The organism is Streptococcus sp. TATVAM-FAB8 (assembly GCF_046592795.1).
Classification (GTDB): domain Bacteria; phylum Bacillota; class Bacilli; order Lactobacillales; family Streptococcaceae; genus Streptococcus; species Streptococcus ruminicola.
The window spans coordinates 16,887-33,906 of sequence record NZ_JAWVPQ010000011.1 but is presented as its reverse complement, the minus strand read 5'-3'; the positions used below and the strand labels follow the sequence as shown (position 1 = coordinate 33,906).

Below are 17,020 nucleotides of genomic sequence, written 5' to 3'. Positions count from 1 at the left end.
CTTACTTAGCGTTAGCTAAATCTTTGTCAAATTGTTGCAATTTAGCGAGGTAGTCACCACTTTGAATTTTACCATTGTAGACGTCGCTGAGAAGAGCAGCACTTTCAGTCCAGAATGTAGTCATTTGACTAAGTTTAGGTGTTACAACTGTGTAGTCTGATGATGAAGCCATCTTGATAACTGCTTGAGCTAATTCATCTGATTGAACTTTATCTGATGATTGAACTTCTTTGTTAGCAGGAATAATGTTACGACCTTCGTAAGTGAATTGGTTTTCTTGGCTTTCTGCGCTAGTAAGCATAGAAGCAAGTTTGTAAGAAGCAGCGATACGTTTTGTATCTGAACCTGCAGGAGCTTGGTTAACAGCAAAGAGTTTCACACCAAGGAAAGCTTTTTGTTGTACTTCGTTACCGCCGATTGAGATTTTTGGATAAACAGCGATACCAAGATTATCTTTACCAACAGCGTCTTGTGCAGCTTTAAGATCCCAAGGGCCTGATTCAAGTGAAGCAACGCTTCCGTCACCGAATTTAGACATTGCATTTTCAGCAGTCAAGTTAACGAAACCTTTGTTTGATTTTTGATCAGCAATCCATTGAAGAACTGATACACCAGCATCATTACCCCAGTTAGTGCCATCAACTGTTTCGCCATCTTCACCAAATAGTGTATCACCAACTGACATGAAGAGTGGAGCAGTTGCGTAAGCGTTCATTGCTTTAAATGTTGCACCGAATGTTGCTTTGCTTGTGATTGTTTCGTAGTTAGCAACATCGTCAGCTGAAAGTTTTGATTTGTTATAGAAGAGAACTTGTGACTCGATACCAAATGGGAAAGCGTAAGTTTTACCATTGTATTTTGCACCAGCTACTGCTTGATCAGTATCGTTAGTAGCAATTTCTTTGGCATAATCTTCAGGAACTTCTTGGATAACACCAGATTCAACTAGTTGACCAAGTTGATCGTGTGGAAGTGAAAAGACATCAGCAGCTTTTTGTGGGTCTTTCTTAACGTTTTCTTGTGCTTTTGAATCATTTGATTCAACCATCTTAACTGTGTAACCAGATTCTTTTTCGAAATCTTTAACAATAGCAGTGTAAGATTTTTTAGCACCAGTTGGTACCCAAAGTTTGATTGTCTTGCTGTCAGAGGCAGAAGATGATTTAGTTGATGAGTTATTTGAGCAAGCAACTAAAACGCTTCCAGCAAGTGTTAAACCTGCACCAGCAAGGACCATTTTTTTCCATGTGTTCTTCTTCATGAGTTTCCCCTCCTAGAGAAAGATTAGTAATATTATTTACACTTATATTATGCAACCGTTTGCAGTTAATGTCAAGCGTTTTTTGTAAAAAAGTTTAAAAAACTTGAAAGGTCAAACAAAGAAAGTGATAATAAGTGCGTTAATCTGATATATATTGGTCAGTTTTTACTATAAAATAGCTTGAAAAAACAATATTTTTCTAAAAAATATCACAAAATAGGGCAAACAATTGCAGAAATATCTTATTTATGTATAATAGGGGATAAAAATAAGAGTTTTTACCTCTAAAACCTTGTCAGTACAGTAAATCTATTATAAAATGTAAGATGCAAAGGAGACTTAGATGGTTACAATTAAAGATGTAGCGGCTAAAGCTGGCGTCAATCCTTCGACGGTTAGCCGTGTTTTGAAGGATAATAAATCCATTTCTCAGAAAACAAAAGACAAAGTTCGGAAAGCGATGGCAGAGTTAGGTTATGTTCCTAATGTAGCTGCCCAAATGTTAGCTAGTGGCTTAACGTATAATGTTGGTTTGATTTTTCCACCGTTAATCACACCAGATCGTTTAAACGAACCATTCTTTATGCAAATTCTTTCTACTATAACTAGTGAAGCGAAATTAAATGATTTTACAGTTTCTATTGCAACCGGTATGACAGTTGATGAATTAGAAGAACAAGTAAAATTAATGTATCGCCAAAAACGTGTAGACGGATTTATTATCTTATACTCTGATCCAGAAGATCCAGTTCGTAAGTATTTAATGGATAATAATGTACCTTTTGTGATTGTCGGTGCTCCCGAAGGTTTCGAAAATGATATTACTTATATAGATAATGATAACCAATTGATGGGTAAAAAAGCAGTTGAATATCTTTATCAAAAAGGACATCGTGAGATTCTATTTGTTACGGATGATTTGAAATCTGAAGTGTCATCAGAACGTTATTTTGGTTACCTTCGAGGCATGGAAAAGCTTGGTCTGACAAGCGATAAAGCACTTTTGTTCGATCGTAGAGATCCAATGATTCTGGAAGCATTAATTGAAAAAATTGAATCAAGTAAAGCAACGGCTCTGATTGTGATTGCTGATACAATTTCAGTTCGATTAGCACAGTTCTTGTCTTATTATCAATTGAAGGTTCCTGATGATATTTCAATTATCACTTTCAATAACTCAGCCTATTCCACTTTGATTCACCCTTATATGACAACATTTGATATTAATGTTGCTAATTTAGGTCGAACTAGTTTCAGACGATTGGTCGAATTGATTAAATCTCCTGAAACAGCGATTACTGAAAAAATCATTGTTCCTTTTACCTTGAGAGAGCGTGAAAGTGTCCGTCAATTGCATGTTGAAGACAAATAAAATCCCTTTCTAGCGGTTTTTATGAATGAAAATAAACGCCTTAATTGCTATTAGTTTTAGCAGTTAAGGTGTTTTTTTTATATTTTTTTGCAGAAAATGATTGACTTACGCAAACGCTTGCGTTATAATTTGCAGTGTAAAGATCGTTGATAAAGGAGAAAACATATGGAAAAACGTGCAAGTGGTGTACTGATGCATATCACATCATTACCCGGCAAACAAGGGGTGGGAACATTTGGTCAAGAAGCTTATAACTTTGTTGATTTCTTGGTTGAAACTGACCAAACATACTGGCAAATCCTACCATTAACAACGACAAGTTATGGTGATTCCCCTTATCAATCATTCTCAGCAACAGCTGGGAACACTCATTTAATTGATTTAGAATTGCTTTGTAAACAAGGCTATTTAACAAAAGAAGACTATGAAACCGTTAACTTCGGTGATGACTTAGAAAACGTTGATTATGCTCGTATCTTCGAAGCACGACGTCCAATTTTGGAGAAAGCAGTTGCAGAATTTATGCAAAATTCTGATAACCAAAAAGCTCTAGCAGAATTCGAAAAAGAAGCGACATGGGTGAAAGATTATGCTGAATTCATGGCTATTAAAGAATTCTTTGGCAATAAAGCTTTGCAAGAATGGGATGACAAAGCAGTTGTTCGTCGCGAAGAAGCAGCTCTTGAAACTTATCGTGAAAAATTAAAAGACGTTATCACTTACCATAAAGTCACTCAATATTTCTTCTACCAACAATGGGATGATTTAAAAGCTTATGCCAATGAAAAAGGTATTAAGATTATTGGTGACATGCCAATCTACGTTTCTGCTGATAGCGTAGAAGTTTGGACAATGCCTGAACTTTTCAAAGTTGATGCTGAAAAGAACCCACTTTGTATTGCTGGTGTTCCTGCGGATTCATTTAGTGATGATGGTCAACTTTGGGGAAATCCAATTTATGATTGGGAAAACCACAAGAAAACAAATTATGCTTGGTGGGTTTACCGTATTAAAGAGGGGATTAAGCTCTACGACCTTCTTCGTATTGACCACTTTAAAGGTTTCTCAGATTATTGGGAAATTCGTGGCGATTACGAAACTGCAAATGATGGTAGCTGGCAACCTGGTCCAGGACGCGCTTTGTTTGATGTCGTACGTGACGAGCTTGGCGAACTTCCTATTATTGCAGAAAACCTTGGTTATATTGATGCCAAAGCAGAGCAATTGTTAACTGACACTGCTTTCCCAGGTATGAAGATTCTTGAATTTGGTTTCTATGATACCGAAGGTAAGAGTATCGATGCTCCGCATAACTGCAATAAAAATAGTGTTGCTTACAACGGCACACATGATAATGAAGTGGTCAATGGTTGGTACGATAACTTGACTGATGAACAAAAAGCATTTGTTGATGCTTATACGCATCGTCATGAAGGCGAACCAATCACACAAACAATGCTTCGTACCTTGTTTGCAACGGTTAGTGATATTGCAATTGCAACTATGCAAGACATCCTAGACAAACCAGCTGAGTCTCGCATGAACATTCCAAATACTGTTGGTGGCAACTGGCAATGGCGTATGTTAAAAGAAGATTTGACAGATGAACGCAAAGCATTCTTGAAAGACATTACAGCACTATATTGCCGCAAAAATACATTTAAATAAAAAAGAAAAAGGGATATTATAATGACAACTAAATTTACAGATTACGTAACTTCGAAAGGCCAAAAACTTGCTGAATTGAGCAATGAAGATATCTATGTAGCGCTTTTGCACTACGTTAAAGAATTAGCTGCCGAAAAACCAAAAAATACAGCTAAACGCAAAGTTTACTACATTTCTGCTGAATTCCTTATTGGTAAACTTTTGTCAAATAACTTGATTAACCTTGGTATCTATAAAGATGTTAAAGCTGAACTTGCTGCAGCTGGTAAATCAATTGCAGAAGTAGAAGATGTCGAACTTGAACCATCACTTGGTAATGGTGGTCTTGGTCGTTTGGCATCATGTTTCATCGATTCAATGTCAACTCTTGGTATCAATGGTGAAGGTGTCGGACTTAACTACCACTGTGGCCTATTCAAACAAGTCTTCGTTGATAACCAACAAGAAGCAGAAGCTAACTACTGGATTGAAAAAGATTCATGGCTTGTACCAACTGACATCAGCTACGATGTTCCATTTAAAGACTTTACACTTAAATCTCGTCTTGACCGTATTGATGTTCTTGGTTACAAACGTGATACTAAAAACTACTTGAACTTGTTTGATATTGATGGGCTTGACTACGGTTTGATCCACGATGGTATTTCATTTGATAAGACTGAAATCAAGAAGAACTTGACACTCTTCCTTTACCCAGATGATTCAGACCGCAATGGTGAATTGCTTCGTATCTACCAACAATACTTCATGGTATCTAATGCTGCACAATTGTTGATTGATGAAGCTCTTGAACGTGGTTCAAATCTTCACGATTTAGCTGACTACGCTTATGTTCAAATCAATGATACTCACCCATCAATGGTTATTCCTGAGTTGATTCGTCTTTTGACTGAAAAACATGGTCTTGAATTTGAAGAAGCTGTTTCAATCGTGAAAAGCATGGTTGGTTACACTAACCACACAATCTTGGCTGAAGCGCTTGAAAAATGGCCTCTTGACTACCTTAACGAAGTTGTGCCACACTTGGTAACAATCATTGAAAAATTAAACAAACTTGTTGCTAGTCAATATTCAGACCCAGCTGTTCAAATCATTGATGAATCAGGTCGTGTTCACATGGCTCACATGGATATTCACTTCTCAACTTCAGTAAATGGTGTAGCTGCTCTTCACACTGAAATCCTTAAAAATAGTGAATTGAAACCATTCTATGACATTTACCCTGAAAAATTCAACAACAAAACAAATGGTATCACATTCCGTCGTTGGCTTGAATTTGCTAACCAAGACTTAGCGGATTACCTTAAAGAATTAATCGGTGATGAATACCTTACTGATGCTACTAAGCTTGAAAAACTACTTGCTTACGCTGATGACGAAGCTGTTCATGCAAAACTTGCTGAAATCAAACACAATAACAAATTGGCGCTTAAACGTTATCTTAAAGATAATAAAGGTATCGAACTTGATGAAAACTCAATCATTGATACACAAATCAAACGTTTCCACGAGTACAAACGTCAACAAATGAATGCACTTTATGTCATTCATAAATACCTTGAAATCAAACGTGGTAACCTACCAGAACGCAAAATCACTGTTATCTTTGGTGGTAAAGCAGCTCCAGCATATATCATTGCACAAGATGTTATTCACTTGATTCTTTGCTTGTCTGAATTGATTAACAACGACCCAGAAGTAAACAAATACCTAAATGTTCACTTAGTTGAAAACTACAATGTTACTGTAGCTGAACACTTGATTCCTGCGACAGATATTTCAGAACAAATCTCTCTTGCTTCTAAAGAAGCTTCAGGTACTGGTAACATGAAATTCATGCTTAATGGTGCTTTGACGCTTGGTACAATGGATGGTGCCAACGTTGAAATTGCTGAACTTGCTGGTATGGATAATATTTATACATTCGGTAAAGATTCAGATACTATCATTGATCTCTATGCAACACAAGGTTACGTAGCAACTGATTACTATGAAAATGATCCTGTTATCAAAGAAGCAGTAGACTTTATTGTTAGTGATGAGTTGGTTAAACATGGTAATGCTGAACGTCTTGAACGTCTCTATAATGAATTGATTAACAAAGACTGGTTCATGACATTGATTGACCTTAAAGAATACATTGCTGTTAAAGAACAAATGCTTTCTGATTATGAAGATCAAAAATCTTGGATGACAAAAGTTATCAAAAATATTGCTAAGGCTGGTTTCTTCTCATCAGACCGTACAATCGAACAATACAACGATGAAATCTGGCACAGCAAATAAACAATAGTTTAAATAAGCGAGGTTGTTAAAGCAACCTCGCCTTTTTTATGTATATACAGAAAAATACAAAAAATGATGAATTTTTATAAAAATAGGGTTGACAAATGTATAAATATTAAATAAAATGTATACATATCAAAAAAGAAAAGAGAAAATGACTATGAAAGTAAGTAAAATGTTTGGTGGGTTAGCTCTTGTTGCTTCAGCTTTTCTATTGACAGCTTGTGGCTCAGGAAATCAAAAAGATACATCAGTTTCAGATATTAAAGATAAAGGAACTCTTGTCGTTGCTATGAATCCAGAATTCGCTCCTTTTGAATTTAAAACTTTAGTTGATGGCAAAGATACTATTGTTGGTGCGGATGTAGAGATTGCAAAAGCTATCGGTGAAGAGCTTGGTGTTAAAGTGAAATTCTCTTCAATGTCATTTAACAATGTTTTGGCAAGTCTTCAATCAGGTAAAGCTGATGTGGCTATCTCAGGTATTTCAGCAACGCCTGAACGTAAAAAAGCTTATAATTTCTCAGAAGCTTATTATGAATCAGAAAATGTTGTATTGATTAAGAAAACAGATGTTGATAAATATACAAAAATAAGTTCATTAGCTGGTTTGTCTGTCGGAACTCAAAAAGGATCTATTCAAGAAACAGTTGCTTCTGAGCAATTAAAAGGATCTAAAGTTGTTGCCTTGACACAAAACGGAGAAATGATTAATGAGTTGAAAAATGGTCAAATCCAGGCAGTTGTTCTTGAAAAACCAATTGCAGAAGGTTACGCTGCTAATAACGATGATTTGACAATTGCCAATATCAAATTAAAAAATGATGATGCCGATGCATACGCTGTTGCTCTTCCTAAGGGAGATGACAAATTGACGAAAGAAGTTAATAAAGTTATCAAAGACTTGAAAAATTCAGGTAAAATCGATCAATTTGTTCAAGAAGCTTATGCTTTGTCAACTAGTGAATCAAGTAACTAAGGAGAAAATGATATGAAGAAGTTTTTAGGAGGTTTGTTTCTACTTTTAGCATTAGGAACGATGACAGCTTGTTCAACGTCAGGAACAAGTCAAAAAAGTATTCAAAATAAAGGTAAAATCGTCATCGCGACGGAATCAGAATTTGCACCTTTTGAATTTAAAACTTTAATTGATGGAAAAGATACCTTGGTTGGTGCAGATATTGAACTAGCTAAGGTAATTGCTAAAGAATTGGATGTTAAAGCTGATTTTTCAGTGATGTCCTTCAATAACGTTCTCGCTTCTGTGACTTCTGGTAAAGCTGATATCGCTATTGCGGGAATTTCAGTGACAGATGAACGTAAAAAAGCTTACGAGTTCTCAGATGCTTATTATGAAGCAGAAAATGTCGTGATTCTTAAAAAAGCTGATTTAGCGACTTATACAAGTCTTGAAAGCTTGGCAGGAAAATCTGTTGGTGCACAAAAAGGGTCAATTCAAGAAAACATTGCCAAAGACCAATTACCAAGTTCAAGTCTAGTTTCACTAACTTCAAACGGTGAAATGATTAATGAATTGAAAAATAATCAACTTCAGGCAGTTGTGCTAGAAAAAGCGATTGCTGAGGGCTATATTTCTCAAAATCCTGATTTAGCCATCGCAGATATGCCATTGAAATCAACTGATACAGATGCTTATGCTGTAGCCTTTGCTAAAGGAACTGATAAAAAGTTAATTGCTTCTGTAAATAAAGTTATCAAGAAAGCTAAGAAATCAGGTGAGTTTGATGCTTGGATTGAAAAAGCTTCAACTTACACGCAGAGTAGTTCTGAATCAGAATAATGAAGTGAAAAGAAACTGAGGGTTATTGCTCTCAGTTTTTCCTTACGGATGGTAAAATAATCTTAGAAAGTCAAAAGAGGTAAGCGATGAAATTACCACGATTTGGAGTCGAAGAATGGCTCAATAGCCACGAAAGAGAAGCTGTGTATGACATTGCAGGTGTGTCAATAGAAGCTCTAACATTGCAAGAATTATTTGAATTGACAGGGGAGTCTGAAACGTCTTTTTATCAGGAATTACTTGCTAAAAAATTAAATTATGGCTGGATTGAAGGGGCTCCAGAATTTAAAAAGGCGGTCAGTCAATTATATGAATCTGTGACTGAAAATCAAATTCTCCAAACCAACGGTGCCACAGGTGCGAATATGCTGGTTTTGTATGGTTTGATTGAACCTGGGGATCATGTGATTTCTTTGTATCCAACTTACCAACAACTTTATGATATTCCAAAATCTTTGGGAGCGGAGGTTGATTTATGGCAGGTCCGTGAAGAAAATAAGTGGTTACCAGATTTAGCAGAACTTCGTCAATTGATTCGTCCAAATACCAAAATGATTTGCATTAATAATGCCAATAACCCGACGGGTGCTGTTATGGATGATGACTATCTGCGTGAACTAGTCGCTATTGCTAGATCTTGCGGAGCTTATATTTTGGCCGATGAGGTTTATCGTCCTTTTACGGACACAAAAGTTTCGTCGATTATTGATTTGTATGAAAAGGGGATTTCGGTAAATAGTCTTTCTAAGACCTTTTCACTGCCTGGAATTCGTGTCGGCTGGGTGGCCGCTTGTGATAAAGTAACTGATATTTTGCGTGATTATCGCGACTATACCATGATTTGTGCGGGTGTGTTTGACGATATGGTTGCTAGCTTAGCTTTGAAACATAAGGACGTAATTCTAGAGCGTAATCGCAAAATCATCAGACAGAACCTTGAAATTCTTGACAAATGGATAAAAAAAGAGAAAAAAGCTTCCTATATAAGACCAGCAGAAGTGCCGACTTCATTTGTCAAATTGGAGGTTGATTGTCCAATTGAGGAATTTTGCCTGACTCTGCTCAAAAATTACGGTGTCTTATTGGTTCCTGGAAACCGTTTTGAGCGAGAAGGATATGTTAGATTAGGATATTCATGTAAAAAAGAAACTTTAGAAAAGGGATTAGAGTTATTATCTTTGTGTTTGAATAAATAATTGAATTTTTATTCAAAAATCGTTGACTAATCGTTCAAAAATGGATAAAATAGAGATAATATTAAGAGAAGAGAGAATAAATATGAAAATTAAAAAGCTTGTTCTAGGGGCACTTGCGCTTGTCTCTGTTTTTGCCTTGGCAGCTTGTGGATCTTCATCAAATGAAAATTTGCAAGAAAAAGTGGTTAAAAAAGGTAAATTAGTTGTTGCAATCAGTCCAGACTATGCACCATTTGAGTTTAAAGCTTTGGTTAATGGCAAAGATACTATTGTCGGTGCTGATGTTGAGTTGGCGAAAGCCATTGCTGATGAACTTGGCGTTAAACCTGAATTGTCTTCAATGAGTTTTGATAACGTCCTTTCAAGTCTTCAAACTGGTAAAGCTGATATTGCGATTTCTGGTTTGTCAGCAACTAAGGAACGTAAAAATGCTTACGATTTCTCAGACCCGTACTACGAAACTGAAAATGCCATTCTTGTCAAAACAAGCAACCTTGATAAATTCACTTCAATTAGTAGCTTGTCAGGTCAAAAAGTAGCAGTTCAAAAAGGAACTATCGAAGAAGGTTTGGCTAAAGACCAATTGAAAGATTCAAAAATTGTTTCTCTAACAGCAATGGGTGAAGCCATTAATGAATTGAAATCTGGTCAAGTTCAAGCGGTTGACCTTGAAAAACCAGTTGCTGAAGGTTACTTGTCACAAAACTCAGATATTGCTCTTGCAGGTTTTGCTCTAAAAACTAGTGATGGAGACTCTAAAGCGGTAGCAATGCCAAAAGGTAGTGGCAAAATGGTTAAGACAGTTAATAAAGTTATCAAAAAATTAGCTAAAGACGATAAATACAAACAGTACATTTCAGACGCTGCAAAATTGACAGCAAATGAAATCGAAGACTAATAAAAGAGAGCTGATTTACGGCTCTTTTTTTCTATTTTAAAATATTATTTTAGTGGACTAGGAGAAATCGCAAAAATTGTCATTTAATGCGGTTTTTAGATTGACTTTTTGATATAATTCATGTATCATGGTAAGGAACGTGTAAATGTTACAATGTCTTGAGGAGGTGAAACATATGTCAAAAACAGTAGTACGTAAAAACGAATCACTTGACGATGCACTTCGTCGTTTCAAACGTTCTGTGACTAAAGCTGGGACTCTTCAAGAATCACGTAAACGTGAATTCTACGAAAAACCTTCTGTAAAACGTAAACGCAAATCAGAAGCAGCTCGCAAACGTAAAAAATTCTAATTAAACATTAGATACAAAGAAAAGAGGCGCTAAGCTAGGCGTCTCTTTTTATGCTTTAACGATTGATAAAGATTATTTTTCTTTCAACAAATCGCGAATTTCTGTAAGAAGTTCTTCTTGAGTTGGAGCGGCATCTTCGTTTGCTTTTCCAGTTTCTTCTTTCTTAGTAAGAGCAGCAGCGGCGTTAGCAGCTTTGACGATGAAGAATAGTGTTGTACCAACAATAAGGAAGTTGATAACAGCACTTAGAAAGCTACCATAAGCGACACCATTCCAAGAAAGGTCAGCTATTTTGGCAACACCAGCAGCTTTTAGAGCTGGGTTTAAGAAAAGTGGTGTAATGACATCATTAACAAGTGATGTTACGATAGCGTTGAAAGCAGCCCCCATAACAACAGCGACAGCGAGATCAAGAACGTTTGCTTTGAACAAAAATTCTTTGAGTTCTTTAATCATACGAAAAACCTCCTGTATGTTTTATTAGTATTATTATACCAAAATTATGTGCTAAAGTCTGGTTTTTGAGAATTTACAAATCTGAATCAAAATGGTATAATGAAATACAAAACTAAAATGGGAATAGTGCGTGGAGGTGATCTTTTGGCAATTGACAAAGAGTTAATTACCGAGATAAAAAATAGCGTTAATATTGTTGATGTTATTGGCGAAGTGGTCAATCTTACACGTGCAGGACGCAACTATATAGGATTATGTCCATTTCATAAGGAAAAAACGCCATCTTTTAATGTTATTGAAGACAAGCAGTTTTTTCATTGTTTTGGTTGCGGAAAATCTGGGGATGTTTACAAGTTTTTAGAGGAATATCATCAGATTAGTTTTTTAGAGAGTGTTCATCGTGTCGCTGAACGTGCTGGAATTCCTTTGCAGGTTGAAACACAGCAAGCACAAGCAAAAACGCAAAATCCTAACCAAGTTCTTATTGATATTCATAAGGATGCGGCTAAGTTTTACAATGCTGTTTTAAAAACAACCAAAGAAGGTCAAGAAGCGAAAGCTTATCTAGCACAACGTGGTTTGACGGATGAATTGATTGATTATTTCAATATTGGATTGTCGCCAAATGAGCCTGATTTTCTTTATCAATCTCTTGCAAAACGTTATGAAGAGAATGCTTTGATGGCTTCAGGTCTTTTTAATTTGTCTGAACGTACCAATCGAGTTTATGATGCGTTTCAAAATCGTATCATGTTTCCTTTGACGGATGATAATGGTCAGGTGGTTGCTTTTTCTGGGCGTATTTGGACGAAAGAGGATTTAGATAGTCAGCAAGCTAAGTATAAGAACACAAGGTCGACAGCTTTATTTAATAAGTCTTATGAATTGTATCATCTTGATAAAGCTCGTCCGGTTATGTCTAAAAAACATGAAGTTTACTTGATGGAAGGTTTCATGGACGTTATTGCGGCTTATCGCGCTGGTATTGAAAATGCTGTTGCCTCGATGGGGACGGCATTAACACCTGAACACGTCAGACATTTAAAACGATATGCTAAAAAAGTTATTTTAACATATGATGGTGATAATGCTGGGCAGAATGCGATTGCTAAGTCTTTAGAGCTTTTAAAAGATTTTAATGTTGAAATTGTGCGAGTTCCTGAACAGATGGACCCAGATGAGTTCATTCAAAAGAATTCACCTCAAGCCCTGGCTAACTTGCTTGAAAATAGTCGCATTAGCAGTACTGAATTCTTTATTCATTACTTAAAACCGGAAAATAGTGATAATCTCCAGGCTGAGATTGCTTATGTGGAAAAAATTTCTAGGATTATTGCACAATCGCCGTCAATTACAGCACAAAATTCGTATATTAATATGGTGGCTGATTTATTGCCTGACTTTGATTATTATCAAGTTGAACAGTCGGTAAACAGCGAGCGACTTCAAAATCGTTCAGCTCTTCAGTCGGAAGCTGCTAAGCAAAGAGTGACGGTCGTTGAATTGCCAATATCAAAGAATATCTCTGCGATTATGAAAGCAGAGAGTCAATTGATGCAACGGTTGTTGACGCATGATTATCTTCTTAATGAATTTAGAAATCGGGAAGAATTTACCTTTGATACCCAAGAATTGCAGACACTTTATGATTTGTTGATGCAACAAGGTGAGGTGACTTCCTATGATTTAGCGCAGCTAGATGACCGAACGCGGCAGATGTATTATCAAGTGTTAGAAGAAAATCTACCAGAAGATGTTGCCCCTAATGAAATTGAGGAAATTATTCAAAAACGCAATCGCCTGCTCCAAGAAAGAGATTTGCAAAAGCAAAGTAAGTTAATTCGTGAATCTAGCAATCTTGGGGATGTTGATGCAGCACTTGCGGCTTTGGAAAATCTCATTGCTCAAAAAAGAAAAATGGAATAGAGGAAAATATGGCAAAAGAAAAAGAAATTACTACTTTTAATGTTCAAGTTGCAGAATTTATTCGTAATCATAAAAAGAACGGAACAGCTGTCGATGACGAAGTGACAGAAAAATTGGTTATTCCATTTTCACTCGATGCTGATCAAATTGATGATCTTTTGGAACGTTTGACAGACGGTGGTATTTCAATTACTGATAAAGAAGGTAACCCATCAACAAAATATGTGGTTGAAGAACCAAAACCTGAAGAACTAACTGACGAAGAATTGCTTGGTAGCAACTCTGCTAAAGTTAATGACCCAGTTCGTATGTACCTTAAAGAAATTGGGGTTGTGCCTTTGTTGTCAAGCGAAGAAGAAAAAGAATTGGCAGTTGCAGTCGCAGCAGGCGATCTTCAAGCAAAACAACGTTTGGCAGAAGCTAACTTGCGTCTGGTGGTTTCTATTGCTAAACGTTATGTTGGACGTGGTATGCAATTCCTTGATCTTATCCAAGAAGGTAACATGGGATTGATGAAAGCCGTTGATAAATTTGATTACTCAAAAGGGTTCAAATTCTCAACTTATGCAACATGGTGGATTCGTCAAGCTATTACACGTGCGATTGCTGACCAAGCTCGTACAATCCGTATCCCTGTTCACATGGTTGAAACAATCAACAAACTTGTTCGTGAACAACGTAACCTTCTTCAAGAACTTGGACAAGATCCAACGCCAGAACAAATTGCTGAACGTATGGATATGACGCCTGATAAAGTTCGTGAAATCTTGAAAATCGCTCAAGAACCTGTTTCTCTTGAAACACCTATCGGTGAAGAAGATGACAGCCATCTTGGGGATTTCATTGAAGATGAAGTTATTGAAAATCCAGTAGACTACACAACTCGTGTTGTTCTTCGTGAACAACTTGATGAAGTCTTAGACACATTGACTGACCGTGAAGAGAACGTCTTGCGCTTGCGTTTTGGTCTCGATGATGGTAAAATGCGTACATTGGAAGATGTTGGTAAAGTCTTCAACGTGACGCGTGAACGTATTCGTCAGATTGAAGCTAAAGCACTTCGCAAGCTTCGCCATCCGAGCCGTAGCAAACAGCTCCGTGATTTTATCGAAGATTAAAAAATAGTCAAGAGGTTCGCTTATGTCTGAACAAAAATATACAGAAGAAGATGTCGCAAAGATTAAAGATCGTATTCTTGAAGCTTTGGAAACAGTTATTGACCCTGAATTAGGGATTGATATTGTTAATCTAGGGCTTGTTTATGAGATTCGATTCGAACAAAATGGACACACTGAAATTGATATGACCTTAACAACAATGGGTTGTCCACTAGCAGACCTTCTTACCGATCAAATTCACGATGCAATGCGTGAGATTCCTGAGGTAACTAATACTGAAGTCAAATTGGTATGGTACCCAGCCTGGTCAGTTGATAAAATGAGTCGCTATGCCCGCATTGCTTTGGGAATTAGATAAAAGATGACACCAGTAGAAATGCTGGTGTTTTTGTGTGGCAAAATTCACATAGTCTTTATTAATGTTTTTTATAGAGATGTTTTATCTAACAAATTGTGTAACAAATACAAAAAATTTAGAAAATTCCATAAATAGTCTTTACATTTTAATCTGATGGTGTTATATTATCTCTCATAAGTAAGAAGTTTTGATAAAATGGGTTCTTATTTATAACATTTTTATATTGGGGTATAGAAAAGAGGGATTTATCATGAACAGTAAATATTACAGACGCTTTTTTGTAACATTACTCAAATGGAATGAATAAGTCGTGGTTGTTGTTGATATAATCAGATTTATTTTTATGAAAAGAGGATGTTTATGAAAAAATATTTAACTGTCGCAGGAGTTGCACTTTTATCGGTTTCGCTTTTACAAGGATGTTCTAATTCAAAATCGACTAAGCAAAAATCAAATGTTTATTCTTATGTCTATGTTTCTGATCCGAATACACTAGATTATACAGTATCAGGTCGAGCAACTACATCATCTGTAACAACTCAGGGAATAGATGGTTTGCTAGAGAATGATAAATACGGTAATTTAGTGCCTTCTCTTGCAAAAGATTGGAAAGTTTCAGCTGATGGTTTAACTTATACCTATAAGCTGAGAAAAGGTGTTATGTGGTACACTTCTGATGGTGAAGAATATGCAGAAGTTACGGCGAATGATTTTGTTACAGGATTAAAGCATGCAGCTGATAAGAAATCAGATGCCCTTTACATTGTGCAAAATTCAATAAAAGGTTTGGATGATTATGTTAGTGGTGCTACAAAAGATTTTTCAACTGTTGGCGTTAAGGCGTTAGATAAATATACTGTTCAGTATACTTTGAATAAACCTGAAACCTATTGGAATTCTAAGACGACCTATGGTGTACTTCAACCAGTTAATAAAGATTTCTTGAAGGCAAAGGGTAAAGATTTTGGTTCTGTAGATCCATCTAGTATTCTTTATAATGGTCCGTTTATTTTGAAATCTTTGACTTCTAAATCTTCAATCGAATTTGATAAAAATGAAAATTATTGGGATGCTAAGCACGTAAAACTTGATGGGGTTAAACTAACTTATTTTGATGGTTCAGATCCTGAATCTCTTTATAAAAATTTTGAAAAAGGAAATTACAGCTGTTCAAGACTATACCCAACCAAACCAGGTTTCAAGAAAATTGAAAAGAACCATAAAAATGAAATTAATTACTCATTACAGGATCAATCAACCTATTTCGTTGTCTTTAATTTGAATCGTAAAGCTTATGATTTTACTTCAAAAAACAGTGATACTCAAAAAAATGATACCCATGAAGCTATTTTAAATAAAGACTTCCGTCAAGCTGTTACTTTTGCTTTTAACAGAGCAGCCTACAATTCACAAAATGTTGGTCAAGAGGCTTCAACTAAATCACTTCGTAGTATGTTTGTACCACCAAAATTTGTGTCTTCTGATGGTAAGGATTTTGGTGATTATGTTAAAGATGAGTTAGGCGATAATGCAACTTGGAAAGATGTTGATTTTTCAGATGCTAAAGATGGATTATACAATGTTGATAAGGCAAAAGCGGCATTTTCTAAAGCAAAATCTACATTGCAAAGTGAGGGTGTTCAATTTCCAATCCACTTAGATTTTCCTGTAAATCAAACAAGTGATATTACGACACAACAAGCTAATTCATTTAAGCAATCTGTGGAAGCATCACTTGGTAAGGATAACGTCGTTGTTGATATTCAAAAAGAAAGTGAAGAAGATTATCAACGTACAGGATATTTTGCAGAATCAGCTGATCAAAAGGATTATGATTTGTCTCAAGACTCTGGATGGAGTCCCGATTATGATGATCCTTCTACTTATCTTGATATCTTAAATTCAGATACAGGTACTTCAATTAAGAATAGTGGTATTGATTCATCAACTGATGAAGGTAAAGAAGTTGCACAAAGAGTAGGATTGGATCAGTTCAATAAATTAGTTACAGATGCAAATAATGTTACTGATGATATAACTGCCCGTTATACAGATTATGCAAAAGCCCAAGCGTGGTTAACGGATAGCGCTATCATTATACCAACAACATCTTTAGGTGGTAGACCATCAGTTTCAAAAGTCGTTCCATTTTCGGCTTCTTATTCAACATCTGGAATTAAAGGTAGTGACTGTTACAAATATTATCAATTGCAAGATAAGCCTGTTACGGTTAAACAATACAAAAAAGCTTTAGATAGTTGGAAAAAGGCCAAAGATAAATCAAACACAGAATATCAAGAAAAGCTTTCTGAGCATATTGAAAAATAA

General features: G+C 36.0%; 14 protein-coding genes. 12 read left to right on the top strand and 2 right to left on the bottom strand.

The window, feature by feature from the left end; translation table 11 throughout:
- Position 1: 1 nt before the first annotated feature.
- Positions 2–1,261 (bottom strand): extracellular solute-binding protein, encoded by a 1,260-nt coding sequence (locus SFC32_RS06750; RefSeq protein WP_074481565.1) that lies wholly within the window; start codon positions 1,259–1,261, stop codon positions 2–4.
- Between the two features lie 343 nt (positions 1,262–1,604).
- Between SFC32_RS06750 and SFC32_RS06745 the strand changes: the two genes are divergently transcribed.
- The 8 genes from SFC32_RS06745 (at position 1,605) to rpsU (ending at position 10,834) form a co-directional block, all read left to right on the top strand.
- Positions 1,605–2,633, top strand: a complete 1,029-nt coding sequence (locus SFC32_RS06745) for a LacI family DNA-binding transcriptional regulator (RefSeq protein WP_074481566.1) — start codon at positions 1,605–1,607, stop codon at positions 2,631–2,633.
- A 165-nt stretch (positions 2,634–2,798) separates the two neighbouring features.
- A complete protein-coding gene (gene malQ / locus SFC32_RS06740; protein WP_411050257.1) occupies positions 2,799–4,301 on the top strand; it encodes a 4-alpha-glucanotransferase in 1,503 nt (500 codons plus the stop codon).
- A gap of 21 nt (positions 4,302–4,322) precedes the next feature.
- The gene (gene glgP, locus SFC32_RS06735; RefSeq protein WP_411050258.1) at positions 4,323–6,587 is read left to right on the top strand and encodes a glycogen/starch/alpha-glucan family phosphorylase; all 2,265 of its coding nucleotides are present in this window, start codon (positions 4,323–4,325) and stop codon (positions 6,585–6,587) included.
- Positions 6,588–6,747: 160 nt separating this feature from the next.
- On the top strand, positions 6,748–7,566 hold the full coding sequence (locus SFC32_RS06730) for an ABC transporter substrate-binding protein (RefSeq protein ID WP_411050167.1): 819 nt from the start codon (positions 6,748–6,750) through the stop codon (positions 7,564–7,566).
- A 12-nt stretch (positions 7,567–7,578) separates the two neighbouring features.
- The gene (locus SFC32_RS06725) at positions 7,579–8,388 is read left to right on the top strand and encodes a transporter substrate-binding domain-containing protein (protein ID WP_411050168.1); all 810 of its coding nucleotides are present in this window, start codon (positions 7,579–7,581) and stop codon (positions 8,386–8,388) included.
- Positions 8,389–8,474: 86 nt separating this feature from the next.
- Complete coding sequence (locus tag SFC32_RS06720; RefSeq protein WP_411050169.1) at positions 8,475–9,584, top strand: aminotransferase; 1,110 nt, start codon at positions 8,475–8,477, stop codon at positions 9,582–9,584.
- 82 nt (positions 9,585–9,666) lie between these two features.
- Positions 9,667–10,482: a transporter substrate-binding domain-containing protein gene (locus SFC32_RS06715; RefSeq protein WP_411050170.1), complete on the top strand. Its 816-nt coding sequence runs from the start codon at positions 9,667–9,669 to the stop codon at positions 10,480–10,482.
- A gap of 175 nt (positions 10,483–10,657) precedes the next feature.
- Positions 10,658–10,834 carry a 30S ribosomal protein S21 gene (rpsU, locus tag SFC32_RS06710; protein WP_000048058.1) on the top strand — a complete coding sequence of 59 codons (177 nt, stop codon included), beginning with the start codon at positions 10,658–10,660 and terminating at the stop codon, positions 10,832–10,834.
- A gap of 72 nt (positions 10,835–10,906) precedes the next feature.
- Here rpsU and mscL read toward each other — a convergent pair whose 3' ends face one another.
- On the bottom strand, positions 10,907–11,290 hold the full coding sequence (gene mscL, locus SFC32_RS06705) for a large conductance mechanosensitive channel protein MscL (RefSeq protein ID WP_411050172.1): 384 nt from the start codon (positions 11,288–11,290) through the stop codon (positions 10,907–10,909).
- 117 nt (positions 11,291–11,407) lie between these two features.
- On the opposite strand from mscL, the gene dnaG reads away from it, so the two are divergent.
- The 4 genes from dnaG to SFC32_RS06685 all read left to right on the top strand — a co-directional run bounded on the left by dnaG (position 11,408) and on the right by SFC32_RS06685 (position 17,020).
- Positions 11,408–13,216: a DNA primase gene (gene dnaG, locus SFC32_RS06700; RefSeq protein WP_411050173.1), complete on the top strand. Its 1,809-nt coding sequence runs from the start codon at positions 11,408–11,410 to the stop codon at positions 13,214–13,216.
- A gap of 8 nt (positions 13,217–13,224) precedes the next feature.
- Positions 13,225–14,334 (top strand): RNA polymerase sigma factor RpoD, encoded by a 1,110-nt coding sequence (rpoD, locus tag SFC32_RS06695; protein WP_024343868.1) that lies wholly within the window; start codon positions 13,225–13,227, stop codon positions 14,332–14,334.
- 22 nt (positions 14,335–14,356) lie between these two features.
- On the top strand, positions 14,357–14,692 hold the full coding sequence (locus SFC32_RS06690; protein WP_039696672.1) for a metal-sulfur cluster assembly factor: 336 nt from the start codon (positions 14,357–14,359) through the stop codon (positions 14,690–14,692).
- Positions 14,693–15,046: 354 nt separating this feature from the next.
- Positions 15,047–17,020, top strand: coding sequence for a peptide ABC transporter substrate-binding protein (locus tag SFC32_RS06685; RefSeq protein ID WP_411050143.1), 1,974 nt, complete (start codon positions 15,047–15,049; stop codon positions 17,018–17,020).

Excerpts from the sequence above, each read along its gene's own strand:
- SFC32_RS06750 (WP_074481565.1), bottom strand. The coding sequence starts at position 1,261 with ATGAAGAAGAACACATGGAAAAAAATGGTCCTTGCTGGTGCAGGTTTA.
- SFC32_RS06745 (WP_074481566.1), top strand. The coding sequence starts at position 1,605 with ATGGTTACAATTAAAGATGTAGCGGCTAAAGCTGGCGTCAATCCTTCG.
- malQ (WP_411050257.1), top strand. The coding sequence starts at position 2,799 with ATGGAAAAACGTGCAAGTGGTGTACTGATGCATATCACATCATTACCC.
- glgP (WP_411050258.1), top strand. The coding sequence starts at position 4,323 with ATGACAACTAAATTTACAGATTACGTAACTTCGAAAGGCCAAAAACTT.
- SFC32_RS06730 (WP_411050167.1), top strand. The coding sequence starts at position 6,748 with ATGAAAGTAAGTAAAATGTTTGGTGGGTTAGCTCTTGTTGCTTCAGCT.
- SFC32_RS06725 (WP_411050168.1), top strand. The coding sequence starts at position 7,579 with ATGAAGAAGTTTTTAGGAGGTTTGTTTCTACTTTTAGCATTAGGAACG.
- SFC32_RS06720 (WP_411050169.1), top strand. The coding sequence starts at position 8,475 with ATGAAATTACCACGATTTGGAGTCGAAGAATGGCTCAATAGCCACGAA.
- SFC32_RS06715 (WP_411050170.1), top strand. The coding sequence starts at position 9,667 with ATGAAAATTAAAAAGCTTGTTCTAGGGGCACTTGCGCTTGTCTCTGTT.
- rpsU (WP_000048058.1), top strand. The coding sequence starts at position 10,658 with ATGTCAAAAACAGTAGTACGTAAAAACGAATCACTTGACGATGCACTT.
- mscL (WP_411050172.1), bottom strand. The coding sequence starts at position 11,290 with ATGATTAAAGAACTCAAAGAATTTTTGTTCAAAGCAAACGTTCTTGAT.
- dnaG (WP_411050173.1), top strand. The coding sequence starts at position 11,408 with ATGGGAATAGTGCGTGGAGGTGATCTTTTGGCAATTGACAAAGAGTTA.
- rpoD (WP_024343868.1), top strand. The coding sequence starts at position 13,225 with ATGGCAAAAGAAAAAGAAATTACTACTTTTAATGTTCAAGTTGCAGAA.
- SFC32_RS06690 (WP_039696672.1), top strand. The coding sequence starts at position 14,357 with ATGTCTGAACAAAAATATACAGAAGAAGATGTCGCAAAGATTAAAGAT.
- SFC32_RS06685 (WP_411050143.1), top strand. The coding sequence starts at position 15,047 with ATGTTTATGAAAAAATATTTAACTGTCGCAGGAGTTGCACTTTTATCG.